The sequence below is a fragment of the Armatimonadota bacterium genome, from assembly GCA_036504095.1.
Classification (GTDB): Bacteria; Armatimonadota; DTGP01; order JAKQQT01; family JAKQQT01; genus DASXUL01.
On the sequence record DASXVS010000048.1, the window covers coordinates 33874 to 58070 of the forward strand.

Annotated in this window: 29 protein-coding genes and 1 other RNA gene; 22 read left to right on the top strand and 8 right to left on the bottom strand. The window is 62.7% G+C overall.

The window, feature by feature from the left end; genetic code table 11:
* Positions 1–127: 127 nt before the first annotated feature.
* The 9 genes from VGM51_11520 to VGM51_11560 all read left to right on the top strand — a co-directional run bounded on the left by VGM51_11520 (position 128) and on the right by VGM51_11560 (position 6829).
* Positions 128–469, top strand: coding sequence for a hypothetical protein (locus tag VGM51_11520; protein ID HEY3413665.1), 342 nt, complete (start codon positions 128–130; stop codon positions 467–469).
* Between the two features lie 121 nt (positions 470–590).
* A complete protein-coding gene (locus tag VGM51_11525; protein HEY3413666.1) occupies positions 591–1475 on the top strand; it encodes a TIGR01777 family oxidoreductase in 885 nt (294 codons plus the stop codon).
* A 163-nt stretch (positions 1476–1638) separates the two neighbouring features.
* The gene (locus VGM51_11530; protein HEY3413667.1) at positions 1639–2997 is read left to right on the top strand and encodes a sugar ABC transporter substrate-binding protein; all 1359 of its coding nucleotides are present in this window, start codon (positions 1639–1641) and stop codon (positions 2995–2997) included.
* Positions 2994–3962: a sugar ABC transporter permease gene (locus VGM51_11535; protein HEY3413668.1), complete on the top strand. Its 969-nt coding sequence runs from the start codon at positions 2994–2996 to the stop codon at positions 3960–3962. The genes VGM51_11530 and VGM51_11535 overlap by 4 nt, the downstream gene beginning before the upstream one ends.
* Positions 3959–4840 (top strand): carbohydrate ABC transporter permease, encoded by an 882-nt coding sequence (locus tag VGM51_11540; GenBank protein HEY3413669.1) that lies wholly within the window; start codon positions 3959–3961, stop codon positions 4838–4840. The genes VGM51_11535 and VGM51_11540 overlap by 4 nt, the downstream gene beginning before the upstream one ends.
* Positions 4841–4917: 77 nt before the next feature.
* Positions 4918–5832, top strand: a complete 915-nt coding sequence (locus tag VGM51_11545) for an SMP-30/gluconolactonase/LRE family protein (protein ID HEY3413670.1) — start codon at positions 4918–4920, stop codon at positions 5830–5832.
* Positions 5833–5906: 74 nt separating this feature from the next.
* Positions 5907–6358, top strand: an RNA gene (rnpB, locus tag VGM51_11550) — RNase P RNA component class A.
* 46 nt (positions 6359–6404) lie between these two features.
* On the top strand, positions 6405–6605 hold the full coding sequence (locus VGM51_11555; protein HEY3413671.1) for a type II toxin-antitoxin system HicB family antitoxin: 201 nt from the start codon (positions 6405–6407) through the stop codon (positions 6603–6605).
* A complete protein-coding gene (locus VGM51_11560; protein ID HEY3413672.1) occupies positions 6605–6829 on the top strand; it encodes a type II toxin-antitoxin system HicA family toxin in 225 nt (74 codons plus the stop codon). Before VGM51_11555 ends, VGM51_11560 begins: the two co-directional genes overlap by 1 nt.
* Before the next feature lie 193 nt (positions 6830–7022).
* Here the strand turns inward: VGM51_11560 and VGM51_11565 are convergent, their stop codons facing one another.
* Positions 7023–7604: a PEP-CTERM sorting domain-containing protein gene (locus tag VGM51_11565; protein ID HEY3413673.1), complete on the bottom strand. Its 582-nt coding sequence runs from the start codon at positions 7602–7604 to the stop codon at positions 7023–7025.
* Positions 7605–7889: 285 nt separating this feature from the next.
* Positions 7890–8066 (bottom strand): hypothetical protein, encoded by a 177-nt coding sequence (locus tag VGM51_11570; GenBank protein ID HEY3413674.1) that lies wholly within the window; start codon positions 8064–8066, stop codon positions 7890–7892.
* A 300-nt stretch (positions 8067–8366) separates the two neighbouring features.
* Between VGM51_11570 and VGM51_11575 the strand changes: the two genes are divergently transcribed.
* Positions 8367–9293: a GDSL-type esterase/lipase family protein gene (locus tag VGM51_11575; protein HEY3413675.1), complete on the top strand. Its 927-nt coding sequence runs from the start codon at positions 8367–8369 to the stop codon at positions 9291–9293.
* A gap of 3 nt (positions 9294–9296) precedes the next feature.
* On the opposite strand, the gene VGM51_11580 is transcribed toward VGM51_11575, so the two are convergent.
* The 3 genes from VGM51_11580 to VGM51_11590 form a co-directional block, all read right to left on the bottom strand.
* Positions 9297–10475 carry a VIT1/CCC1 transporter family protein gene (locus VGM51_11580; protein HEY3413676.1) on the bottom strand — a complete coding sequence of 393 codons (1179 nt, stop codon included), beginning with the start codon at positions 10473–10475 and terminating at the stop codon, positions 9297–9299.
* A gap of 126 nt (positions 10476–10601) precedes the next feature.
* Entirely contained in the window at positions 10602–11096 is a 495-nt protein-coding gene (locus VGM51_11585) for a C40 family peptidase (protein HEY3413677.1), read from the bottom strand.
* Between the two features lie 129 nt (positions 11097–11225).
* Positions 11226–11981 (bottom strand): gamma-glutamyl-gamma-aminobutyrate hydrolase family protein, encoded by a 756-nt coding sequence (locus VGM51_11590; protein ID HEY3413678.1) that lies wholly within the window; start codon positions 11979–11981, stop codon positions 11226–11228.
* Between the two features lie 53 nt (positions 11982–12034).
* Here VGM51_11590 and VGM51_11595 point away from each other — a divergent pair, with 53 nt between their 5' ends.
* From VGM51_11595 to VGM51_11620, 6 genes are all read left to right on the top strand, one after another.
* The gene (locus tag VGM51_11595) at positions 12035–12952 is read left to right on the top strand and encodes a hypothetical protein (GenBank protein ID HEY3413679.1); all 918 of its coding nucleotides are present in this window, start codon (positions 12035–12037) and stop codon (positions 12950–12952) included.
* A gap of 154 nt (positions 12953–13106) precedes the next feature.
* The gene (locus VGM51_11600) at positions 13107–13571 is read left to right on the top strand and encodes a TrkA family potassium uptake protein (GenBank protein ID HEY3413680.1); all 465 of its coding nucleotides are present in this window, start codon (positions 13107–13109) and stop codon (positions 13569–13571) included.
* 2 nt (positions 13572–13573) lie between these two features.
* Positions 13574–14239 carry a TrkA family potassium uptake protein gene (locus VGM51_11605; GenBank protein ID HEY3413681.1) on the top strand — a complete coding sequence of 222 codons (666 nt, stop codon included), beginning with the start codon at positions 13574–13576 and terminating at the stop codon, positions 14237–14239.
* Between the two features lie 64 nt (positions 14240–14303).
* Positions 14304–15254, top strand: coding sequence for a substrate-binding domain-containing protein (locus VGM51_11610; GenBank protein HEY3413682.1), 951 nt, complete (start codon positions 14304–14306; stop codon positions 15252–15254).
* Positions 15251–16252 (top strand): ABC transporter permease, encoded by a 1002-nt coding sequence (locus VGM51_11615; GenBank protein HEY3413683.1) that lies wholly within the window; start codon positions 15251–15253, stop codon positions 16250–16252. The genes VGM51_11610 and VGM51_11615 overlap by 4 nt, the downstream gene beginning before the upstream one ends.
* A gap of 168 nt (positions 16253–16420) precedes the next feature.
* Positions 16421–17092, top strand: a complete 672-nt coding sequence (locus VGM51_11620) for a pentapeptide repeat-containing protein (GenBank protein ID HEY3413684.1) — start codon at positions 16421–16423, stop codon at positions 17090–17092.
* A 72-nt stretch (positions 17093–17164) separates the two neighbouring features.
* On the opposite strand, the gene VGM51_11625 is transcribed toward VGM51_11620, so the two are convergent.
* Positions 17165–17851 carry an SOS response-associated peptidase gene (locus VGM51_11625; GenBank protein HEY3413685.1) on the bottom strand — a complete coding sequence of 229 codons (687 nt, stop codon included), beginning with the start codon at positions 17849–17851 and terminating at the stop codon, positions 17165–17167.
* A gap of 149 nt (positions 17852–18000) precedes the next feature.
* On the opposite strand from VGM51_11625, the gene VGM51_11630 reads away from it, so the two are divergent.
* The 3 genes from VGM51_11630 to larC are packed head-to-tail and all read left to right on the top strand — an operon-like array spanning position 18001 to position 20519.
* Positions 18001–18501, top strand: coding sequence for a dual specificity protein phosphatase (locus tag VGM51_11630; protein ID HEY3413686.1), 501 nt, complete (start codon positions 18001–18003; stop codon positions 18499–18501).
* 3 nt (positions 18502–18504) lie between these two features.
* Positions 18505–19314 (top strand): nickel pincer cofactor biosynthesis protein LarB, encoded by an 810-nt coding sequence (gene larB, locus VGM51_11635; protein HEY3413687.1) that lies wholly within the window; start codon positions 18505–18507, stop codon positions 19312–19314.
* A gap of 29 nt (positions 19315–19343) precedes the next feature.
* Positions 19344–20519 (top strand): nickel pincer cofactor biosynthesis protein LarC, encoded by a 1176-nt coding sequence (gene larC / locus VGM51_11640; GenBank protein ID HEY3413688.1) that lies wholly within the window; start codon positions 19344–19346, stop codon positions 20517–20519.
* Positions 20520–20582: 63 nt separating this feature from the next.
* On the opposite strand, the gene VGM51_11645 is transcribed toward larC, so the two are convergent.
* Positions 20583–20996 carry a hypothetical protein gene (locus tag VGM51_11645; protein HEY3413689.1) on the bottom strand — a complete coding sequence of 138 codons (414 nt, stop codon included), beginning with the start codon at positions 20994–20996 and terminating at the stop codon, positions 20583–20585.
* Between the two features lie 43 nt (positions 20997–21039).
* Positions 21040–21312: a glutaredoxin gene (locus VGM51_11650; protein HEY3413690.1), complete on the bottom strand. Its 273-nt coding sequence runs from the start codon at positions 21310–21312 to the stop codon at positions 21040–21042.
* A gap of 291 nt (positions 21313–21603) precedes the next feature.
* Between VGM51_11650 and rplI the strand changes: the two genes are divergently transcribed.
* From rplI to VGM51_11665, 3 genes are all read left to right on the top strand, one after another.
* Positions 21604–22185 (top strand): 50S ribosomal protein L9, encoded by a 582-nt coding sequence (rplI, locus tag VGM51_11655; GenBank protein ID HEY3413691.1) that lies wholly within the window; start codon positions 21604–21606, stop codon positions 22183–22185.
* A 92-nt stretch (positions 22186–22277) separates the two neighbouring features.
* Positions 22278–23705, top strand: a complete 1428-nt coding sequence (gene dnaB, locus VGM51_11660) for a replicative DNA helicase (GenBank protein HEY3413692.1) — start codon at positions 22278–22280, stop codon at positions 23703–23705.
* 147 nt (positions 23706–23852) lie between these two features.
* On the top strand, positions 23853–24185 hold the full coding sequence (locus VGM51_11665) for a hypothetical protein (protein ID HEY3413693.1): 333 nt from the start codon (positions 23853–23855) through the stop codon (positions 24183–24185).
* The last annotated feature ends 12 nt before the right edge of the window (positions 24186–24197 follow it).

Sequence of the window (24197 nt, forward strand, 5' to 3'; positions counted from 1 at the left end):
AGAGAGCGTACCCGCTCGCTTCGCCCTTCGGGGTTGGACCGTCTGTGTTTCGGTCTCTCGCTTAACCGTCTTCGGCACGGTTCTGAATTAGCGAAACCGTGCCCTGCTCCGAAAGGATGGCAACACGATGCGTTTGAAAGGTCTCTTGATCACTGCCCTGGCAGCAAGCATGGCTGCAACGTCCTTCGCATTTCCTGCACGCAAGCCCGTGCCGCCGCCTCCGGGCAAGGCCGCCGTAACCACCAAGAAAGCCGGCGCCACCAAAGTCAAAGGCTACACGTACAAATCAAAGACCGGCAAGATCGTAAAGGTGAAGGCGCACGAGCGCAAGGCCCCGGCCGCCATGAAAGGGAAGACCGTAAAGGTCAAGGCCTACACGTACAAGACGAAGACCGGCAAGACGGTCCACGTCAAAGCGCACGAGCGCAAGGCCCCGGTTAAGGCCAAGGGCGCTCCGAAAATGCCCTAGGTATCAACTAGACAACGTCGTGGGCCGGCCTGGATTACGGGCCGGCCCCAATTGGTTGACGTTCCCAACAGAAGGCCGACCGCGCCCCGGATCTTCGGCGCGGTTGAGGGGAGACGATCCTATGCGCGTGGCAGTGACCGGCGCGGCCGGATTCATCGGTAGATCACTCGTCAAATCCCTTCTTGAACGCGGCGATTCGGTGATCGCGTTCTCGCGCCGGCCTGAGCCGGTCGCCGCGGACCCGGTCAGCCTTACCCCCGCCGCCTGGCCCCCGACGGGCGTATTCCCAACCGTGGACGCAGTCATCCACCTCGCCGGTGAACCGGTCGACGGCCGGTGGACCGAAGAGAAGAAGGCCGCCATCAGGGCGTCACGAAGCGAGGGCACCCGCGCCCTGGTCGAGGCGATCGGCGCCGCGCCCGTGCGGCCTGCGGCTCTCATCAGCGCTTCGGCGATTGGGTACTACGGGGATCGCGGCGAGGAGGTCATCACGGAATCGGCGGAAGCAGGAGACGGCTTCCTCGCAGACGCCTGCGTGCAGTGGGAGCAGGCGGCGTACGAGGCCGTATCGCTTGGGCTGAGGGTCGCCACCGTGCGCACCGGCGTCGTCCTCGACAGGGACGGAGGCGCGATCCGGAAGATGCTTCCCGCCTACCGAATGGGGCTTGGCGGCCCGATGGGGTCCGGCTCGCAGTGGTTCGCCTGGATTCATCGGGACGATATCGTCGGCCTCTACCTGCACCTGCTGGACACCGGACTGGATGGCCCGGTGAACGGCGCATCACCCAATCCGGTCCGCCAGCGCGATTTCGCAACGACTCTCGGCTCCGTCCTCTGTCGCCCCGCCATCCTGCCGACACCGTCATTTGCTCTCAGGCTGGCATTCGGCGAATTCGCGGGTACCTTCTTCCACAGCCAGCGCGTTCTCCCGGAGAAGGCGGAGCGCAACGGTTTCACTTTCCGCTATCCCGCCCTCCGCGAAGCCCTGACCGCCGCCCTGGCCTAAGGCCCCCGGAACCCGATACCCCGAATCCGAAACCCGGAACTCGAAACTCGAAACTCTGAACCCGCAACTCGAAACCCAGAACTCGGAACTCGGAACTCGAAACCCGGAACTCGAAACTCGAAGCTCGCCCGCGTCATATAATGCCGCGAGGTACCGTGCCGCTATGAGAGCTGTGTTCGCCTCGGTTTTCGCCTTCCTGGTCCTGTGTACCGTCTGGGCCGTTACGCACGTGCCCACACATCCCGTCGGCAAGACCGTACTCACCTGGGTTTCGGATGACGCGCCCGTCCGCCAGGATCAGATGCGCCTTTTCCGCGAATACTGCAGGGCACAGGGGCGGCCGGACGTAGACATCCGCCTCGACCCCAACAACGGCGGGCTCGACAAGATCGTGGTTCAGAGCGTCGGCGGAGTCGGTCCCGACGTGTTCGATATGTACCAGTCGGACCAGCTGAATGCCTGCGTGGAAGCCGGGATTCTGCTGGATGTGACCGACTCTGCTAAACGGAGCGGATACGGGCTCGATCGCATGTGGCCTGCTCTGCAGGCGGCCGCAACCATCAACGGGCGCCAGTATTCCGTACCGCCGAACTGCGCGTCCACGGCGATCTTCTACAACAAGGACGTTTTCGACCGCCGTGGGGTGCCATTCCCGAAAGGCGACTGGACGTGGCGGCAATTCGTCTCAACGGCGGAGATGCTCACGGTGAAACGCCCGAATGGCCGAGGCTATGAGTCGTTCGGCATCATGGGCTACACGCTTACGGACGCTATCTGGCAGGCAGGCGGAGAGTTCTACACGCCGGACGGGGCGCGCTGTGTGCTGGACAGCCCGGAGGCCATCGAAGGCGCGCGGTTCTTCGCTGATCTTCAGCACAAATACCACGTGATGCCCACCGCGTCGGAGGAAACAGCCATGTCATCGGCCGGCGGCTGGGGTTCCGGTGCGCTGAACTACTTCATGGGTGGCCGCATCGCGATGATCGTTTCCGGCCGATTCGCGGCGATCAACTGGAGGAAGGTTCCCGGCCTGCGCTGGGGAGTGGCGCCGATGCCGTTCAACAAACGCCACGCAAACCGTCTGCTCTGGAAGTGCACGGGCATCAATCGCAACAGCCCCAACACGGAGGCCGCCCAGCTGTTCCTGCGATTCCTCACCACCGGACCGCTCTGCGACAACATCAACGCGACAAGCGATGGCATCTCCGCCATCCCGGAACACGACTATACCGACGCCTATCTTCACGACCGCGAACACCCGGACGAAACAGACAACGCGCTGTGGCTCAAAGTGATGAAATACTCTCGTGACACGCAGGTCAGCCCGTTCGTGAACCCGTTCACCGTTACCCGCAAACTCACCGACTACACCGACCTCATCCGCAACGGAGACCTCTCGCCGGACGAAGCGATGAAACGCTGCGCGTCCGACATCAACGCGATGATCCGTAACAACATCGAACGCGACCCGGTGATCCGCCAGAGATGGCTGCTGCGAAATGGGAAAGGGACCCGCCCATGACCGCCGGCTGGTCCATCAAGCGTGAGCGAAACCGCGGAGACCTCTTGTCCGCCCTTAAGTTCCTTTCGCCCAATCTCGTAGGCTTCCTCGTATTCACCACGCTGCCGGTGATCCTGTCGTTGGGCGCCAGTTTCACGAACTGGGATATCCGGCCGGGCGTCCCTCTTCACTACGTCGGACTCGCCAATTTCAAAGAAATGATCGGCGAGGACGACTTCTACCGCTTCCTGTACAACACGGTCTTCCTGATGCTAGGAATCCCGATCAGCATCGCCGGTTCGCTGGTCCTCGCGCTCATCCTCAACCAGCGCCTCCGGGGAATCGTCGCCTTCCGCACCATGTTCTACATCCCGACCATCACCAGCGGCGTCGCGCTCTACGTGATGTGGAAGGCACTCTACAATCCCGAGTTCGGGTTCCTGAACATCAGCCTGTACTGGCTGATTGAGCATCTTGGCATCAACGGGCTACGCCAGGGGATGCATCTTGCTCCGATCACGTTCGACATGCTGCCCAAATGGCACATGGACGTCACGTGGGCGAAGCCGTCCCTGATGCTGATGGGCATCTGGGCCGGCGTGGGTGGTGGAAACATGCTGCTGTACCTCGCCGGCCTGAGCAACATCCCGGTCGAGTTGTACGAAGCGGCCGACCTGGACGGCGCCGCGGCATGGGCCAAATTCCGGAATGTTACCTGGCCCCAGTTGGCGCCCACCACATTCTTCGTGATCATCATGAGCGTCATCGGCGGACTTCAGGGAGGGTTCGACCAGGCCCGAGTCATGACGAACGGCGGGCCGGCAGGCGCGACCACCACGCTGGGGTACTACATCTACAACAAGGCCTTCCTGGAGTTCCGGTTGGGCTACGCCTGTACCGTCGCGTGGACGATGTTCGCCGCCATCCTCGTCATCACCCTGATTAACTGGCGCTTCGGCAACCGATTCGTGGAGAGCGCGACATGACCGCCTCCCGCCTGAAAATCACGCTCAGTTACGCCGCCCTAACGCTCGTGGCGCTGACCATGTTGCTGCCGTTCTTCTGGATGGTCCTGACGTCGTTCAAGCCGCTCGGCGAAGTTGACGGCGGCGCGCTTCTGCCGAAGCAATGGCAGGTCCGCTATGTCCCGGACGTGAAACACCCCGGCCAGTTCACGGAAGTGAACAACTACCTGGAAGTCATCGCCTCGCGTATCCCGCAGCGACGCATTGCGTTCCCTCGCTACTACTTCAACAGCATCTTCATCGCGGGCTGGATCACGCTGTTACAGGTCCTCACAAGCGCGATGGCGGCCTATGCCTTCACACGCATCCGGTGGCCCGGCCGGGAGCAGGCCTTCCTGCTTTACCTGGCCACCCTGATGATCCCGGGCGTGGTCACGCTGATCCCGAACTTCGCCATACTCGAGCGCCTGCACCTAATCGACACCTACAGCGGCCTCATCGTGCCTGCGGCGTTCAGCGCTTTCGGCACGTTCCTCCTGCGCCAGTTTATGCTGGGGGTCCCGATGAGTCTGGACGAGGCCGCCGAGATGGACGGCGCCACCCGCTCCCAGGTATTCTGGGATGTGGTGATGCCAATGGCTCGCCCGGGCCTCATCACACTGGCGATTTTCACGTTCATGGGCGCGTATCAATCGTTCTTCTGGCCCCTCGTGATGATCAAGAGCGAGTGGCTCCGCACTCTGCCCATCGGCCTGCTGGTCTATGACACGACGCAGGGCCGCGAAACGCAACTCATCATGGCGGCCAGCGTGATGACAATGCTCCCGCTGGTCATACTCTTCATCATCGGCCAGCGCTACTTCGTAAAGGGCATACAACTCGGCGCAGTAAAAGGCTGAGGCGGAAACGATGAACTATGAGCGATGAACGATGAATGCCCGCACTCGGGTCTCACCAGAAATGAGAGGATACTCCCATGAAGTTGTTGGTTACCATTCTGTTAGGCCTGTCATGTTGCGCGGTAGGCCACGCGGAGTCCACGTGGAAAGACATTGTGGGCGACGGGCCGAAGGTAGAGCGCATCGCCACGGGTTTCGTGTTCACCGAAGGACCGGTCTGGAGCCCGAAGGGCTACCTGCTGTTCTCCGACGTCCCCGCCGGCATCATCTACAGGTGGACACTCAAAGCAGGCGCGACCAGATTCCGCGATCCCAGTTACCACAGCAACGGCCTCACGTTCGATCGCCAGGCGCGGCTTCTGGCGTGCGAAAGCGAAGGACGCGTCTCCCGCACGGAGAAGGACGGCTCGCGCAAGGTCATTGCCGACCGCTATGAGGGGAAGAACCTCAACAGCCCAAACGACATCGTGGTGAAGTCGGGTGGCAGCATCTACTTCACCGACCCCACTTATGGCCTTACCCCCCCCAACGTACCGGTCGCACGGGCCGCGCAACTCGACTTCCGAGGCGTTTACCGGATCGCGCCCAACGGAAGCCTCGCCCTCCTTGGCAGGGAATTCGGGCAGCCCAATGGACTCGCCTTTTCGCCGGATGAGAAGCGCCTGTACGTGGATGACTCCGAGCGCAACAACATCCGCGTGTTCGATGTAAGGGCGGACGGTACGCTCAGCAACGACCGGGTCTTCGCAACGCCTCGTGAACGGGGCAAGGAGGGCGCGACCGACGGGATGAAGGTGGACACGAAGGGAAACGTGTACTGCACCGGTCCGGGCGCGGTATGGGTGTACGCGCCATCGGGCACGCTCCTGGGCAAGATTGCCACGCCGGAAGTGCCGGCCAACTGCGCGTTCGGCGACAAGGACCGCAAGACACTCTATATCACTGCCCGCCATTCGGTATATCGAGTCCGCCTCCGCATCCGGGGGATGTGAGAATTGAACCACAAAGGCACAAAGACACAAAGGTCTCTTTGTGCCTTTGTGTCTTTGTGGTAAAATGCACAGTGTGAGCGGGCCGGGCGGCCGCCGCCCGTAAGGGGGGAGGAAAGTCCGGGCTCCGGAGGGCAGGGCGCTCGGTAACGCCGAGGCATCCGCAGGGATGACGGAAAGCGCCACAGAAAAGGAAAGGCCTCACCATAGGGCTGAGGGTTCTGGGCTGAGGGCTGAGAGTCTCAGCCTTTGTCCCGCAGCCCTCAGCCCTGTGGTGGGGTTGAGCTGAAACGGTGGTGTAAGAGACCACCGGCGGCGTGGTGACACGCCGGCCTGGCAAGCCCCGCCCGGAGCAACACCGAATAGGGGGAGAGATCGGGGTAGCCCGCCCCGCCGCCCTTGCGTGCCGAAAGGCCGCGAGGGGTAATCCCCGGGTCGGAGGCTGGAGGGCGCCGGCAACGGCGCTCCTAGAGAGATGGCCGCCGCCGCGAAAGCGGTACAGAACCCGGCTTACAGGCCCGCTCACCTGATGTTGGATGGTGGAAGTTGGAGGTTGGATTGAGGGAGGAACACGAGTGAACTGGAGAGTCGTGCTGGAACGGGACGAGGAGACCTCGGACTGGGCGGCGTGGTGCCCTGAATTGCCGGGCTGCACTTCTGCCGGCGAGACCGAAACCGAAGCGCTCCAAAGCATCCGCGAAGCGATCCAGCTCTATCTGGAGCCTGAACCCATCAAGTTGGCCGAGGGGGCTTCGGTGTGCCAGGTAACGGTCTGATGCCAGACAGGCCGGACCGCTTGAACGCCAAGCAGGTCGAAGACGTTCTTGCCCGGAATGGTTTTCGCCTGGTGTCACAAAGGGGAAGCCATAGGAAGTGGCGCCACGATGCGCAGCGTTCCCAGGTCATCGTTCCCGACCATCGCGGACGCGATCTGCCTATAGGCACGCTTCGAGCGATTCAGTCCGCCTCCGGTATTGCAGCAGACGAGTGGCACCGGTGATGGTTGCCGCCGCGTAAAGGTGGCACAGAACCCGGCTTACAGGCCCGCTCACCTGATGTTGGATGGTGGAAGTTTGACTCCGGCGCCTGGCGCCCGACACCTGGCCCCCCCCACCCCACGTAAAGAAGGCCTGCCCAATGGATGGACAGGCCTTCTTCAACTTGAAGTCGCCCTTGGCTCCGCTTCGGCGGGCCTACTTGCGGCGGCGGATCAGGCCGAGCAGGGGCAGGATGCCCACGCCCAACAGGCTCGCGGAAGCCGGCTCGGGAACGGCGGAGACATGCGCGCCGATCGCGCCAAGGCTGCCGCCCGGCGCTTCAGGCGCCGTGTATGTGGTCAGATCGACGACGTACTTGTTCAGGCCAAGGTCGACGGTGTAGTGGGTCGCGCCGGTGAATGTGTTTCCGATGTTGGCGGAACCGACCGACGTGGTGCCCTTAAGAACGCCGGAAAACAGCAGATCGGCGGAGGCGCTGCTGGCATCGTCGGTCAAGGTCATCGTGATCTCATACGGATTATCGAAGGTGTCAGGCGCCAGGTCCGGGGCGCTGCTTGTGACTCGGAGGTTCGAGAGAACCACATCGGTTCCGATCGTGCCGGCAAACTTGTGGATGTTGGCGCCCGGAATGAAAGTAATTGCGCTCATTCCGCTCGACATCGTGTTGCCCGGCAGGTTCGTGGTTTCAAAATGAGAGAAATACACTTGAGCCTGCGACGTGCCCGCGATGAGCAAGCTCAGACCAGCGCCCAGTAGACAGGTCTTAAGAAGCTTCATGTTCAGAGTTTCCTTTCGGTTCTTGACGGCTCGCTGCCGTCGGTTGGCTTCAGAGATAAGCCCATCGCCGATGGGGGACCACCACCAACGCTGCAACTCTCCTGATAAGCGAGGAGGCACAGACCGTGCCAAACCGAGCGAGCACTATAGAACCGCGATTGCTCCGGCCGGCGGCAAGCGGCGCAATTCCGCCCGCCAAACCACCAGGCACACTCGCGCGAAAGCCCCGCGCCGGAGCATCCGTGCGGGGCTTCTTCCAAAGCGGTTTCCCTGCGGTTTCGTGCTCTAGAAACCCTCTTGCTCGTACTCCGCCGCGCATACCGGGCACTCCTCAACGCCGTCTTCTATCGGCGAATCGCAACGTGCGCAGAGGTGCACTTTCGGGTCGTCACATTCCTCATCCAGCATACCAAACATGATCGCAGCGACCAGGTCATCTCCGCCAAATGGTGTACCGTTCATACATCATACCTCGACCGCAGTAACGAAGAGGCGCCCAGTTGGCGACCATTTTCGTCAACCTGGCGCACTGTCATTTTCTGCCCATCCCTTGTCCCACCGAACAGGGTGAATGAGTGGATCTGGGCGGGAGGCGCCGGAAGGCGATCCTCCATTTGGCGCCGTTCCTTTTCGCCGTCACCAGGTCGCCGGCGGCGCGATACCGCGCCGCCGGCAGCATCGTTCGGTCCACGCTGACCTCACCCGTTCGTCACCATACGGTAGTCTATCACAGCGTCGCGCACGGCGTGGTACAATCGGGCTATGCAACGATATTTAGCAATTTGTTGGTTCGCCTGCCTCTTCGGCCTCTGGGCTCCCGCCGGGGGCGCGGCTCTGCGCTACGACGCGCTTGGCGCGAGCGACGCCGTCGGTATCGGCGCATCGTCGCCCGGCGCGAACGGCCAGCCGAACAACGGTTACGTGTACCTGCTCGCCAATTGGCTGACGGCCCGTTATCCGCACTGGACTCTCGAAAACCGCGGCGTTGAGGGGTTGACCGCCCCGGAGATCCGGGATCAGGAATTGAATCCCGCCATCCTCGCCCAGCCCGATATCGTCACTCTATGGGCCGGCGCGAATGACGTCCGCGTGAGCATCCAGAAGCAGGAAACCACCGCCGTGCTTCAGTCGGGGTTTGAACTCGCCTACACCACCATTCTGAGCCGGCTTCGCGGGGAAACACACGCCTTCATCGTAACAGCCAACATACCGGACCTCAGCCTCGTTCCATCAGCCGTTTTCCTCACGGCGCCGCTGCGCCAGTTAGCGCATGACGATTCCCTCGCCGTCAACCAGTCCATTGCGCGGGTCGCCGCGGCCTACGGCGTCCCGGTGATCGATCTGTTCTCAGACCCGACGTCATACGATCCCGCCAACTTCTGGGTGGACGGCTTCCACCCGAACGATCAGGGTTACCTGATCCTGGCAATGCGGTTCGAGGCCGTTCTTCAAGCTGGGGCCTGGCGAAAAGTGAGCGGCCTGGGCGATGTGAACGGAGATGGCGTGATCGACATCGCAGACGCCGCCGCTTTGCTTTCAGGGATCGGCGGAATGTCATCCGCTTCAAACCGGCAGGCCGTAGCCGGAGACGTCGCGCCGCCGGGCGGCGACGGCCGGATCGACATCACGGACGCCGTGTTTATCGCCCGCCGGGTCGCCGGCCTCGTTCCGGACGGTGATTGGAGATGACCGTCACAGATTCCCGAATAAAACGCCAAGCGCAAAGGTAACGCTGCCGGCCAGGATTCCCACCAGCGTCATTTCCAGGCCGCTGGACCACCAACTCCGCGTGGTGATGAGGCTCTTGGCGGCGCCAACAATGAAATGCGCCAGGATGGACGTCACCGCCGCAACGACCACGGCGGTCATGCCCCTCAGGAAGAAGAATGGCAAAACGGGGATGAAAGCACCCAGGGCGGTGGACAGAGTCGCCGAAACCGCGGACACCCATTGGTTGGGCAGCGCCTCCTCGGACAGGCCCAGTTCGGATTGTGCGAGGGCCTTGAGCATCCGCTCCGGATCCTCGGCCAACCTCGCCGCCATATCCCGGGATTGGAGCTCATCGAATCCCTGGAGTTGGTAGAAGAGCGCCATCTCCTCCATCTCCTCTTCGGGGTGTTCCTCCAGTTCGGCCCGCTCCCGCCCCAACTCCGCCTCGTGAACTTCGCGCTCGCTCTTCACGGCGAGGTATGCGCTGCTCCCCATCGAGAGAGCAGAGGCGATCATCCCCGCCATCCCCGCAACGACGATGGTATGCTGCGTCATCGTGGGCGATGCGGTCGTCGCGCCCGCGACGCCGCTCACAATTCCGAACACCGAGCCGAGGCCGTCGTTCACGCCGTACACCGCGTCCGAAATCCATGTGCCGGCGCGCGTGTGGCGTTCGCGCCGGAAAATCGCGTCCAGCGCCCCCTGCGGTCCGGGAAGTGAGGTCATCCCGCGAAGAGCGCGCGCGTGCGCCTCTTCCTCCAGGGCAAAATCGTGAAGCACGCGGGCCGTTTCACCGTCGCCCAAAGCCCTTTGTTGCATGCTGTAGAGGGACGTTTGCCGGTCTTCCAGCGCCTCCATCTTCTTCAGGGTAACATTCGTGCCCACGAGGCGCGCCACGCCGCGATTCCAGCGGGTTCTCAGCGTCTCGCGGTCCTCTGGAACGGTCGCGCCCAGTTCCTCCAGCGCTTCGGCCCATCGTTTCGCGTGCCTGTCCTCGGCATCCGCCATCCGTGACAGGATGCCGCGTCGCTTTGCGTCTTTCTCATTGGCCGCCAGATCGCGATATACCCTCGCGCTGTCGACTTCCGCGCGCCACGATTTCCGCAGAACGTCGATGCGCTCCCGAGTGCCCACCGGCTTAACGTCACGTTGGATTGCCATGCCGTACTTCTCCTGGTGCCAGTATAGCCCGCCACCCCCTACCCCCGGCCCCTGGCTCTCGCCCCCCAACCTCCAAAAACCAGGACGGCCGCCCAACGGGCGGCCTCGGAGTCCACAACGACGGCATCAGGCGACCGGGCGGCGAATGCCCACCAGGCGGCGCGCCCAGTATCCGCTGAACGGGTTATCGATTGTCACGCCGCGGCGGGGGTTCGCCGCATGGACCATCTTGCCGTTGCCGGCGTACACGCCAACATGGCCAACCCGCCGGCCGTGAGTGCTGAAAAAGAGGAGGTCTCCGGGCTTGATGTCGTTCCACGCCACTTTGCGGCCGCTGTGATACTGCTGCGCCGCCGTGCGGGGCAGGCCGACGCCCTCCGATTTGCCGTAAAGGTATTTGGTGAACCCGGAGCAGTCGAAGCCGTGGCGTCCGGTGCCGCCGTAGCGGTAACGCGCCCCACGGAACGACAGGGCGGTGCGCACAATGCGCGAGCCACGGTCGGTGGAACGGGAGGGGAAAGGATTGGAGCCGGAGCGTACCGCCGAGGCAGGTACCGCACCGATCACCGTTAACGAGATGGCCGCAAACAGGGCCGCAACGTTTCGTCCGCGAAAAACCAAATGCCAATCCTCTTCCGGGCAATACCCCTGTGGGTTGGTCCGGCAGACACCGAACAGAACACCTCCATACTAGAGGAACGCCAACCGGAGGTCAAGGCAATTTGCATCAAATGCAGGTGCGTCCAGCCGCTAGTCACGCTGACTGCACGCTGAAACAAATCCGAAAAACAATGCCGAAAATCGATCCGGAAGGCACTCCGGGTGGAACTGAACGCCCACGACAAAGGCCTTGCCCGGCAGTTCCACGGCCTCGATCACCCCATCGGCGGGACAGACCGACGTCACGGTCAAACCCGGCGCGGGATCCTTCACGGCCTGGTGGTGCTGTGAGTTCACCGCATGCACGCCCGGCCCGATCGCCGCCGCCAGCAGCGAACCCTCGGGCACTTCGACCTCGTGCCGGAGTTCCGTCTCATCGTCGGAACGATGGTCCACTGTCGAGGTGGTCTGTGCGGGGATGTCCTGGATCAACGATCCGCCCAGCGCGACGTTCATCACCTGAATCCCGCGGCAGATTCCCAGCACCGGTGTATCCCGCTCGACCGCCGCACGAAAGAGCGCGATCTCGAACTCGTCGCGCGGGCTGGAAACCACCTTCAGGTTCGGATGGGGTTCCTCCCCAAACAACGCCGGATCGATATCACACCCACCGGGCAGAAGCACGCCTTGCAAGCGATCCAGGTACCGGTCCAGGATTGGAAGCGCGGCAAGCGGGAGGAATACCGGCAGAGCGCCGGCTTCCACCAGCCTCTCAGCATAGGATCGGAGGCCGCTCATCTGGCTCGGGGAGTCGGCGTCGTCCACTCGTGTGGGATACATCGGGATGCCGATCAGCGGGGGCTTCAGAGTGTCCATATTCCCAATGTAGAAACACCGCGTCGCCACGGCCAAACCCGCTTTGCTCGCTCAGACGGGACTCCGCTAGAGTGACCGATGTAATGGACGCTGTACACGATACGCCCGATCCGGTCGCAGCCATCGATATCGGGACCAATTCCGTCAAATGCCTGGTTGCGCGGGTGCGGGATGGCGCCGTGGAGGAACCACTCCTGGACACCTCCGTCACAACGCGTCTCGGGGAAGGCCTGGGCGGTACCGGACGGCTGAACGCCATTGCCATCGAGCGGACCGCCCAATGTGTTGCGGAGCTCGTGGCGTCGGCTCACCGGTTGTACGCCCAACGCATCAGGATCACCGGCACCAGCGCCGTTCGCGAGGCGGCGAACCCGGAGGGTCTCACGCGGCGCATCCACGAATTGTGCGGGCTGGGAGTGGACATCCTTCCGGGCGAGGAAGAAGCGCGCCTCGCCTACTTGGGCGCTGTCGGTGCTTCGGCCCGCCGCGTCGCCATCATCGACGTTGGCGGGGGCAGCACCGAATGGGCCGTCGGAGAAGGGAGCCGAATCGCGTGGCGACACAGTTATCCGGCCGGTGCGGTCCGATTTACCGAAAAGTACTTCCGCTCCGATCCGCCCACCCCCGCCGAGGTCGATGACGCGGCCCGGGCCGCGGGGGATATGTTCCAATCCGCGCCCTGCGCCGAATCCGTCCCGGTGGTCGCGGTCGGAGGCACCGCGCGTACCGTCGCTCTTGTCGCCCTCGGCGGCGAGGGCACGGCGGAGGGGTTTGAGGTCGCGATACCGGAGCTGAGGCGCCAGATTGCGCTATACGCCTCGATGGACCTGATCCATCGCCGCGAAATCCCAGGCATCGAGGCACACCGGGCCGAAATCGTGATCGCGGGCGCCATCGTCCTGGCCGCCGCCATCACGCAGGCAGGGGTACCCGGAGCGCGCTGCACCCTTCGAGGCTTGCGCCATGGCATCGTCCTGGAGTTGGCCAGTCGGCCATTCTGACGGCAACCTGGAATCCCGGTGTTGCGCCGGATGTTGTCCTTCGCTCAGCGCGGCGATGCTTCAGCTCCCACCTCCCGCGGCACAGCGCCCTTCCACGTTGGCATCCCCTTTGAAGGCACGCTATACTGCGTTGCGTCCTAAGGAGCGTGACAACATGAAAATCGTGATTCTAGGCTGCGGCCGCGTAGGTTCGATACTCGCTTTGGCCCTCGAAGATGAGGGGCACCAGGTCAGCATCATCGATAAGAAGAAGGACGCCTTCCGGCGTCTCCCAACCCGATTCAAGGGTCAAGCGGTCTTCGGCGTGGGCATTGATGAGGATGTGCTTAAGAAGGCCGGGATAGAGGAAGCGGACGCGTTTATCGCCCTCACTCAAGGCGACAACACCAACGTGATGGCGTCCCAGGTCGTGCAGGAACGCTTCCGGGTCCCCAAGGTCCTCGCCCGCGTATACGATCCCATCCGCGCGCAGGTCTTCCGCGAGCTGGGGATTCACACGGTGCCCACTGCCCGCCTTCTCTGCGGGCTGTTCGCGGACATGCTCAACGGACGGCCTACGCAGTGTATTGAGGACTATCTCGGCGATACCATCGAATCCGTTACCAATCAGGAGGCCTGACAATGTATGTGATCGTAATCGGCGGCGGCAAGGTAGGCTACTACCTCACCAAGACCCTCGCCCGCGAAAACCATGAGGTTCTCCTCCTCGAGAAGGATCCCCGCCGCGCCGGCGAAATCCGGGAGACCCTGGGCGATCTCGTCGTTCTGGGGGACGGGTGCGAAGTTCGAACGCAGGAAGAGGCCGGGATGGAACGGGCCGACGTGGTCGCCGCGGTCACCGGCGATGACGAAGACAACCTGGTCATCGCCCAGATCGCCAAGCATCGGTTCCAGGTCCCGCGCTCTGTTGCCAGGATCAACAACCCCAAGAACCAGGAAGTCTTCAAGGCCTTGGGGATCGACACCACCGTCAGCGCCACCGAGATCATCTACCACATGATCGAGCAGCAGATCCCATCGGGCGATCTCATCCCGCTCGCGCTTCTCAAGAACAGCAGCATCGAGATCGTGGAAGTGGAACTGGCAAGCCGGTCACCCGTGATCGGCCAGTCGCTCAAACAGATAGACCTGCCGGGCGACACCCTGGTCATCGGCATCCTGCGAGACGGCAACCCTTCGTTGCCGGACGCCGACGCACCGTTCCGGACAGGCGACACGATCATCGCGCTCGTCAGCGCGGTCAATGAACCGGCGCTGCAGGAACTCCTGCATCCCGAAATGGTTTGACATCGTCCCGAATCGGGATTCCGCCCCGCGGGATCCCGATTCCTTTACGCCGGGAGACGCACCCATGCAATTCCGAATCCCCGCCGCGATCGCCGCGGCAGCCATGCTCTTGTCCGGATGCGGCGGAAACAAAACTGCCGCCCCAGGCGCACCGGCGTCCGGCGCCGGCACGAAGAAGATCGGCGTTACCCTTCTGGGTCGGACCGATCCCTTTTACCAGGATATGGAAAAGGCGATGGTTGCGGAGGCGAAACTCAAAGGCATGGAGTTGGACGTGCAGGACGGCAATCACGACCTCAGCACCCAGCTCGCGCAGGTTGAGAATTTCATTTCCCAGAAGAAAGATGCCCTGATCCTCTGCCCCGCCGACTCAGACGGCATCGGTGGCGCCGTTGAGAAGGCCAATGCCGCCGGTATCCCGGTCTTCACCGCGGACATCAAAGCGAACAAAGGCACCGTCATCACCCACGTCGCCTCGGACAACGTGAAGGGCGGCGAGTTGGCGGGCGAGCGCATGGCCAAGCTGCTGAACGGCAAAGGCAAGGTCGTCATCATCGATTATCCGTCCGTCGCCAGCGTCCGACAGCGGACCGAGGGTTTCGCGAAGGCCGTCGCGAAGTTCCCCGGGATTCAGATCGTGGAGCGCCCGAACGGTAAAGCCAAACGCGACGAAGCGCTCACCCAAACGGAGAACATGCTTCAGAAGTACCCGGACCTGGCCGGCATTTTCGCCATCAATGACAACACCGCTCTCGGCGCCCTGAAGGCGATCGACAACAGCAAGCGCACCAACGTCGTCCTCATCGGGTACGACGGCGATCCGGAAGCGCGCACCGCCATCCTGTCCGGCACCGCATTGAAAGCCGACGCCGTCCAGTACCCGGACAAAATCGGCAAGCAGACAATCGATGTCATCGACGCGCACTTCCGTGGCGAAAAGACGCCGGCGTTCGCGCCCGTGGAAGTCGGGCTCATCGACCAGGAGTCCCTGAAGAAGGAAGCCGCCGCCAAGTGACCGTTTCGAAGCCCTCCGGACGTGTGCTGCGCGGCGCCGTAAGCGCCGCCGCCGGCTACGGAATCCTGCTCTTTCTCATCGTGCTGGCGCTGTACTTCGACAACGCGACCGGAGGGCGTTTCCACCAGGCCGATAACCTCCACAATATCGGCCTGCAGGTATCCATCAATGCGATCCTCGCTGTCGGGATGACATTCGTCATCATTACCGGCGGTATTGACCTGTCGGTCGGCTCGGTGGTCGGCTTCACGGGCATCGTCGCGGCCAACACGATGATGAACGGCATCGCCTTCGGGGGCCACACTCTCCTGGGGCCGCCCGCCGAAACCGCCGGCGTGTTCCTCGCCTTCGGCGTCGCCCTGCTCCTCGGAAGCGCCATCGGGGTGTTCGACGGCTGGTGCATCACCCGCCTCAACGTCCCGCCGTTCATCGCCACGCTTGCCATGTTCACCGCCGCGCGCGGCCTGGGCTACGTGTACACCAACGCCGTACCCGTCGGCAATCTGCCGCCGCGCCTCACGTGGTGGGGCGGCGCGCCGATGGTCTTCATCGCTATCGCGCTGGTCATTGTAGGGGAAATCGTGCTGCGACGGACGCGTTTCGGCCGCCATGTATACGCGGTGGGAGGAAACGAGGAAGCCGCGCGCCTGTCCGGCATCCCCGTCGCTCGGACCAAGACCCTCGTCTACGTCCTGGTGAGCGCGCTGGCCGGCCTCGCCGGAGTGCTCCAGGCCGCTCGTCTAGGCAGCGGCGACCCCGATGCGGGCAGCCTTTTCGAATTGAACGCCATCGCTGCCGTCGTGCTTGGCGGCACCAGCCTGATGGGCGGCCGGGGCCGCGTGGTCGGCACCTTGCTGGGTGTGCTGGTCATCGGCGTGCTCAATAACGGCCTTCAGCAGATTGGCGTCTCCTCCTACTGGCAGCTCGTAGCCAAAGGCGCTGTCATCCTCGCCGCCGTGGTGCTTGACCAAGCGAAAGACAGGCTCGTCGCTAAATGACGAGCTATGAATGCCGGAGTCCTGAACAGTGGGAACGGTATCGGCGCCGGCAGTCGACCTGACTAACTCCAACGAGTCCCACTCGAAGGCTGACCAGCCGGCAGGGCATAATGCACCATGGTACGCGGTTCACACTATCGCGAAGCATTTGGAGGGAGATAGCACACCATGGCGAATCAGGAGCAGATCGACCGACTACTTCGCGGCGTAAGCGAATGGAATGCGTGGCGGGAAACGAACCCGGCGCAGTCGGTGGATATCAGTGGCGCCGATCTCAGCGCGGAAGACCTCGCAGGGGCGAACCTCAGCGAAGCGAACTGCAGCGGAGCCGACTTCAGCGATGCGGACCTTGAAGGGGCGAACCTCTCCGGAGCGAATTGCAGTGGAGCCGACCTCAGCGGTGCGGACCTTGAAGGGGCTAACCTCTCCGGAGCGAATTGCAGTGGAGCCGACCTCAGCGGTGCGGACCTCGAAGGGGCGAACCTCTCCGGAGCGAACTGCAGCGGAGCCGACTTCAGCGGTGCGGACCTCGAAGGGGTGAACCTCTCCGAAGCCAACTGCAGCGGAGCCGACCTCAGCGGTGCGGACCTCGAAGGGGCGAACCTCTCCGGAGCCAACTGCAGCGGAGCCGACCTCAGCGGGTCTGACCTGGAACGAGCGAACCTTACCAACGCTAATTTCAGTGGCGCGGACTTGGGCGGTGCGGACTTTGAAGGGGCCAACCTCACCGGAGCCAACCTCAGCGGCGCGGACCTCGAAGGGGCGAACCTCTCCGGAGCGAATTGCAGTGGAGCCGACCTCAGCGGCACCGAACTCAGCGGGCTGACGGGGTCATCCTGAGCGCGGTGAAGGATCCCATCGACAACAGGCGAGGCGCATTCCCCGCCAACCACTCGCCGGCTATGCCGACTATCACTCGCCGGGAAACGTTATTGCGAGCTGAGTGACCGGCTCCAATAGTGCGGGGGTGTTGTTCATCGGGCTGTTCACGCAGTCCGACACCTGGTAAGCTTCCGTCTGTTCGCTGGGGTATGGAACGAGAAGCCGCTGAAGGCGGCCGACATCCGTGATGCCGCCATCGAGCCATTCCGCCTCGTCCGCCCTCTCGAGGATGACGGGCATTCGGTCGTGGATAGCGCGAACAACACCATTCGGCTGCGTGGTGATAATCGAGTACGTCATGTGATCAACGCCGTGCTCATCCCGCCACCGCTCATAGAGGCCGGCAAAGGCGAACAGTTCCTGGTCCTTCGGACGGATGAACATCGGGATTCTACGCCGGCCTTCCCGTTTCCACTCATAGAAGCCGTTGGACGGAACCAGGCACCGCCGACGCCGGAACGCGTCACGGAACGCTGGCTTGTCAGCTATCGTTTCCGCCCGGGCGTTGATCATGCTGCTGCCCATGCCCGGATCCTTCACCCACGCAGGGACCAGACCCCACTTCATCAGCTCAATTGCGTTCGTCGAGTTGCGTACGATCACGGGCATGATCTGCCCGGGCGCGACGTTGTAGCTGGGCATCAACTCGATCTCGCGCAGAACCTCGAAGCGCCTCTGGACCAGGATGACTTGATGGAGTGTATAGCGTCCGCACATGCAGGGATGATAGCATGCCAACGGCAGCGACGATTATCACCCATGACGGGCGAGGGCGCCCGCGCACCTTCAGACTCGCTCATCGCCGTGTCGCCGTCTCCGCCCTTGGCCCTCAGCCCTCAGCCCTCTCCTCCGTCTATCATTCAGTTATGGCGAAAACAGACATTTACCATTACGTGAACGAGGATCCCGTGTACGCTCCGGAGTGGCACTGGGTCACCGATGACATCGCGCTCGGCTCGTACCCGCTGGATCCCGCGTTGAACGAAATCCTCGCATCCGGCGTAACGGCCATCATGAGCCTCCGCATGGACGAACCCGATTACGACCTCGACCTGTTCGACCGCCACCACCTGTGTCCCGTTGATGATCTCGAGCCGTTCCCCTACGCCAAGCTCGTGGAGGCGGTCCGCTTCCTGCACTGCGCCATTCGCGACGGTCACAAGGTCTATGTTCACTGCTTCGCGGGAATGTCACGCAGCCCGTTTGTGGTGGCGTGCTACCTTATGCTTGAGCGCAATATCCCGTTCGCCGAAGCTGTGGCCCTGCTCCAGGAAGTCCGTGATATTGTCCAACCAAGCCGCGCGCTGTGGAGCAATGGGGTTCTCGATCGCCTGCTGGCCGACCGCGAGGCGATACTCGCCTGCTGATTTATGGATACAACAACCCTTAGGAACCTTCTGGAACAGGTCGCCGCGGGCGGCGCGTCGGTCGAGGACGCCCTCCTCGGCCTCAAAGATCTGCCGTACGAGGATCTTGGCTACGCCAAGGTGGACCACCATCGCGCCGTGCGGACCGGCCGCCCCGAAGTTGTCTACTGCGAGGGGAAGGCAACCGACCACGTGGTCGAGATCATTTCCCGGCTCACGGAGCGCAATCCGGTGGTTCTGGCTACCCGCGCCAGGCCCGATGTGTTCGACGCCGTGCAGGCGCGGCTACCGCACGCGCAGTACCACGAACTCGCCCGGATCATCGAGGTACGCGGCCCCCATTCGATCCCGGTTGAGCACGGAAACGATGAGCCCTATATCCTGGTCGTGTCGGCAGGCACCGCCGACCTTCCGGTGGCCGAAGAGGCCGTGGTCACCGCCCGCGCCATGGGGAGCCGGGTTGAGGTGCTCTACGATGTGGGCGTTGCCGGCATCCATCGCCTTCTGAGCAAGACAGACATCCTCACCGGCGCGAACGTGGTCGTGGTGGTTGCGGGAATGGACGGCGCGCTTCCCAGCGTCGTCGGCGGCCTCGTCGCGGCGCCGGTGATCGGCGTGCCCACCAGCGTGGGGTACGGTGCGTCGTTCGGCGGAGTGGCGGCGATGCTCACGATGCTCAATTCCTGCGCAACGGGCGTGGCCGTCACGAACATTGACAACGGCTTCGGCGCAGGCGTGTTCGCCCACACCGTCAACTCCCGAACCTGCTCCGGAAAGGAAACTGGGAAATTGGAAAATCAGGAAATCTCCTAGTTTCCCAGTTTGCCAATCACCATCAGATAATGGTTGCCTACTTCGACTGCTTTTCCGGCATTGCCGGTGATATGACGGTCGCGGCCCTTCTCGATGCGGGCCTCGATTGGGACGCCCTGCGCGCAGCGCTCGCGCAACTGCCTCTGGACGGCTACGAGCTTCGCCGGAGCACCGTCAGCCGCAGCGCCATCAGCGCCACGCACTTCGACGTTGTCATCGACGCTGAAACCGCGCATCAGCACGGCCGTCATTTGGCGGACATTGAAGCGATGATCGTCGCGAGTGGGCTGCCGCAACCGGTGCAGGATCACGCCAAAGCGATTTTCCGCAGGCTGGGCGACGCGGAGGCGCACGTTCACGGCGCTCCCATCGAAACCATCCACTTCCACGAAGTAGGCGCGGTGGACAGCATCATCGATATCGTCGGGACGTGCGTCGGCCTGCATCTCCTCGGTATCACACGCATCCTGGCTTCACCGCTGCCGGTTGGGCACGGGATGGTCCGCACCGCCCATGGCCTGATGCCCATTCCGGCGCCGGCGACCGCCGAGTTGTGCAAGGGGATACCGACCTACCCCGTGGATGTGGAAGGCGAACTTGTAACCCCCACGGGCGCCGCCATTCTGGCGACGCTTGCGGATGGCTTCGGGCCTCCGCCGCCCCTCGCGGCAACGGCGGTCGGATACGGCGCCGGAACCAAGGATTTTGGCGAGCGGCCGAACCTGTTGCGCGTCACGCTGGCGGACGACGCCCCCGCCGCAGGCTGGATCTCCGAGCAGCTTACCCTGCTGGAGACCAACATCGACGACATGAATCCGCAGATCTACGAAGACATAATGGATCGCTGCTTCGCGGCCGGCGCGCTGGACGTAACCCTCACCCCGATCCAAATGAAGAAGAACCGCCCTGCCGTCACGCTGGCGATCCTCTGCGAACCAGGAAAGAAGGATGCACTGCTGGACACCCTCTTCAGGCGGACAACAAGCCTGGGGATCCGTGTATCACAGGTCGAACGTCTTTCCCTGCCGCGCGAGATCATCGACGTTCAGACGGAGTTCGGCGCGGTGAAGGTGAAAGTAGCCCATCTGCCGGGTGGCGGGCGTAAAGCCCACGCGGAGTATGAAAGCGCCAAAGCCGTGGCAAACGAAAGCGGCGCGAACCTGCTCGAGGTGATGCGCGCCGCGGAAGAGGGAGCGCGGAGTTAAGAGTAGAGTAGGGAGTTGATCAAGGTTGAGGTCTCAGCCCTTAGCTCTTGCCCCTCAGCCCTGCTATTTCACTTGCTCAATAGCTACGCTCTTGATGTCCCCTTCCGCCAGGGTAGCGCTCAGCCGGAAGCGGAACACCACATCCACGCCGGTGGATTGCTGCACGGTGATGTCGAAGTCCCGGAGCGCAACGGTGTCTGTGTTCTTGGCCTTCCCATTGGCCGTAAGGATGTCATCGTTCCACTTCAGTTTGCCGTCGGGGTTCGGGAGCTCGGTGAAGACGCCGTCAGTAAGCTTCCATGTGACCTGGCCCGAACCGGCATCCGCAACGGTGAGTTTCGCCGCCGCCGTACCCAGGTTCACCCCGTCCGCCTGAACGTACAGGTTGAAAGTGCGTTCAGCGGCGCGCGCGCTCACGGTCGCCAGAGCCAGAATAAGCCCAAGCGCAAATATCCATATCGGACGTCGGGTAAACATCACACATCTAAAACCAGCAATATGCGTGCCGAATACAAACGGTTTAGCCGGAACGGTCAACCTGTTCGCGGCGCAGGTTGCCTTCCGTGATCGGTTCTCGCACACACGACGCGGCGATCCGGCCGTCAACTACAATGGTAGGCACGGATGTTATTCCGTACTCGATGGCTTTTCGGTAGCCCGGATCGTCTTCCTCCATGCTGAGGATGTTGTATTCGACGATGCGCACACCGGGAAAAGCCACCTGGCGCACCTTGCGAAGCGCATCCTTGCATAGAAAAGTCCCGGCCGTGAAAACCTCTACCTTTTTCGCCATTTAGTCACTCCATTTATAATTGTAGCCTGCGGGCGCTCGAGGCGCAACGTTTGCGCTCACATCTGACACATCGTCCCACGTAGCGAAGTTCCCCGCCCACACGGCCGCCAGCCGTACTCCCTGTGCCCTGAATTTTGACCTTCGCGTCCATTTCCGGTATACTTCACACTTGGAACCCCCCACATCCAACGAGGGGGCTTGGGTTGTCGGCGTGTACGCCGGGCCCGCCCGTAGGCGCGCCGAAAACCGAAGCCCTTCTCACGAGGACGGAGAATTGGAGATTTCTGGAACATGCAAGTAATTCTGACACAAAGCGTCGCCGGGGTCGGAAAAGCCGGCGAATCCCACAAGGTAGCCGACGGCTATGGCCGGAACTACCTCATCCCGCGCAAACTCGCGGTTGAAGCCACCAAGGGCAATATGCGCAACCTGGACAAGATCCAGGCCGACAGCCTTAAGCGCGAATCCGAGGCCCGGTCCGCCGCCGAAAAGGTTTTTGCGGCCATCGATGGCCAGCGCCTCACGATTCCTGCCCGCGTCAGCTCGGACGGTAGCAAGCTCTACGGCTCCGTAACGCCGCAGGATATCGCAAACGCCCTGGAAGTTGCCACGAAACAGACGCTGGACAAGCGCACCGTCCTAACCGACGCCATCAAACGCGTCGGCACAACCGAAGTGCCTGTCCGCGTCTATGCCGGCCTGACGGGACACATCACCGTCGTCGTTTATCCCGAAGGCCAGCAGCCGCCCGCCGTGGTGGTCGCCGCCCCTGAACCCGAACCGGTCGCCGTTGCCGCCGCCCCTGCCCCCGCGCCGGAGCCGGAGCCCGCGGAAGAAATCGAAGGCGAAGATTACATCGACGCCGAAGGCTAACAATCAGACTTGAGGGCTGAGGGCTGAGGGCCGGGGGCAGAGACGCCACACCGCCCTCGGCCCTCAGCCCTTTTACCTCAGCCCCTAACACAGTGATAGAACGTCTGGCATCGAGGGACACCATCCCCCCACAGAACCTGGAAGCGGAGCAGAGCGTCCTCGGCGCGATGATGATCGACCGCGTGGCGGTGGAACGCGCCCGCGAAATGCTCCAGCCGGAGGATTTCTACCGCGACGCTCACCAACGCATCTTCGAGGCCATGTGGGACCTTGCGGAACGCTCCGAACCGGTTGACCTCGTAACCCTGTCGGACGCGCTTCGCGTACGCCAGCATCTGGATCAAATCGGCGGCGTCTCGTATCTCGCCACCCTCGCGGACATCGTCCCCACGACCGCCAACATCGAGTACTACGCCCGCATCGTCGAGCAGAAGGCAATCCTGCGTCGCCTCATCGAGGCCTCGAACCGCATCACCGGATGGGCGTACGAACAGCCGGACGAAGTGGACAGCATCGTCGATCGCGCCGAACAGGAGATATTCAAGGTCGGCCGCCGTCAAATGGGGTCCTCGTTCTTTCCTCTCAAGACGCTGGTTTCCCAGGGATGGGACGCCATCGAGTCTGCGTACGAGGATCAGAGCGACGTCACCGGAGTCGATACAGGCTTCAGCCGCTTCAATTTCATGACGAGCGGGCTCCAGCCGTCCGACCTCGTCATCGTCGCCGCGCGCCCGTCCATGGGCAAGACGGCGTTCAGCCTTGGTATGGCGATCAACGCCGCAAAATCCCAACCCATTGCCGTCGCGGTGTTCAGCCTCGAAATGAGCAAGGAACAGCTCACGATCCGAATGATCACCAGCGAGGCCCGGGTGAACGCCCACAGGCTTCGCACGGGCTATCTCCGCGAAGGCGACTGGTCTCGAATCGGCGACGCCGTGGCTCGCCTGTCAGACCTTAAGGTCTTCATCGATGACTCTTCGGATGTCACACCGACACAGATGCGCGCGAAGTGCCGGCGACTGGCTGTGGAGGAAAATCTCGGCCTTATCGTCATCGACTACCTCCAATTGATCCACGGCTCCGGCCGCGATGAGAACAGGAACCAGGAGATCACCACCATCGCGCGGCAGCTGAAATCGATGGCCAAGGAACTGAACGTCCCGGTTGTCGCCCTGAGCCAGTTGAGCCGCGCCGTGGAAAAACGCGAAGACAAGCGGCCGATGTTAAGCGACCTTCGCGAATCCGGTTCCATTGAGGCGGAAGCCGACGTCGTTTGCTTCCTCTACCGCGACCAATACTACAAGCGCAAAGACGAGAGCTCCAGCGGCTTGGCGGCCATGGGCCACCAAACCGACGAACGCCGCATTCCAGGCGAGGAAAAGGGCGAAGTCACCGAGGTCATCATCGCCAAACACCGAAACGGCCCTGTGGGCACCGTCAAACTCACCTTTCTTCCCGAGTACGCCCGCTTCGAAGACCTGGCCGAATACGAGGAAGAGCCGGCCTATCAGGGCGGTTAGCGGGCGCCGAATGGCCTCCAATCGCCAAGACCGGCGTCGCGCCGGTGTGGCGCAGATAACCGGCGGGACGCCGGTCGTACCGCGTACGGACGATTACCAGCAAACTGATTAGCACAATACCCTGCCCCCCTGGCACCTGCCCCGATCATGCCAACACTCTGGGACAAAATCATAGGCACCTGGGCGGTGGCCGCCGGCATCTCGCTGACCTTCACGTTCTTCAAGCAGTACCGCGCCGGCTTGCGCTACATCTACCTACTCCTCATCGGCATTTGGATAGGCCTGTGGGGCGTCCAGGCCCTCCGCCATGCGGAGATAATCCCCCGCTGGGCCATGTGGGCGTTGTTCGGCCTTGGAATGATCACAATGCTTCGCGACAGCGCGCGAAGGTATCGCGAAACGAGCGCCGCCCTCAGGGCCGAGCGCATCGCCCGCCTCAAGAGCAGCCTGTCCAAGCCACCGGATGACTCCTCCAGTTGATTTCGCGTTTCA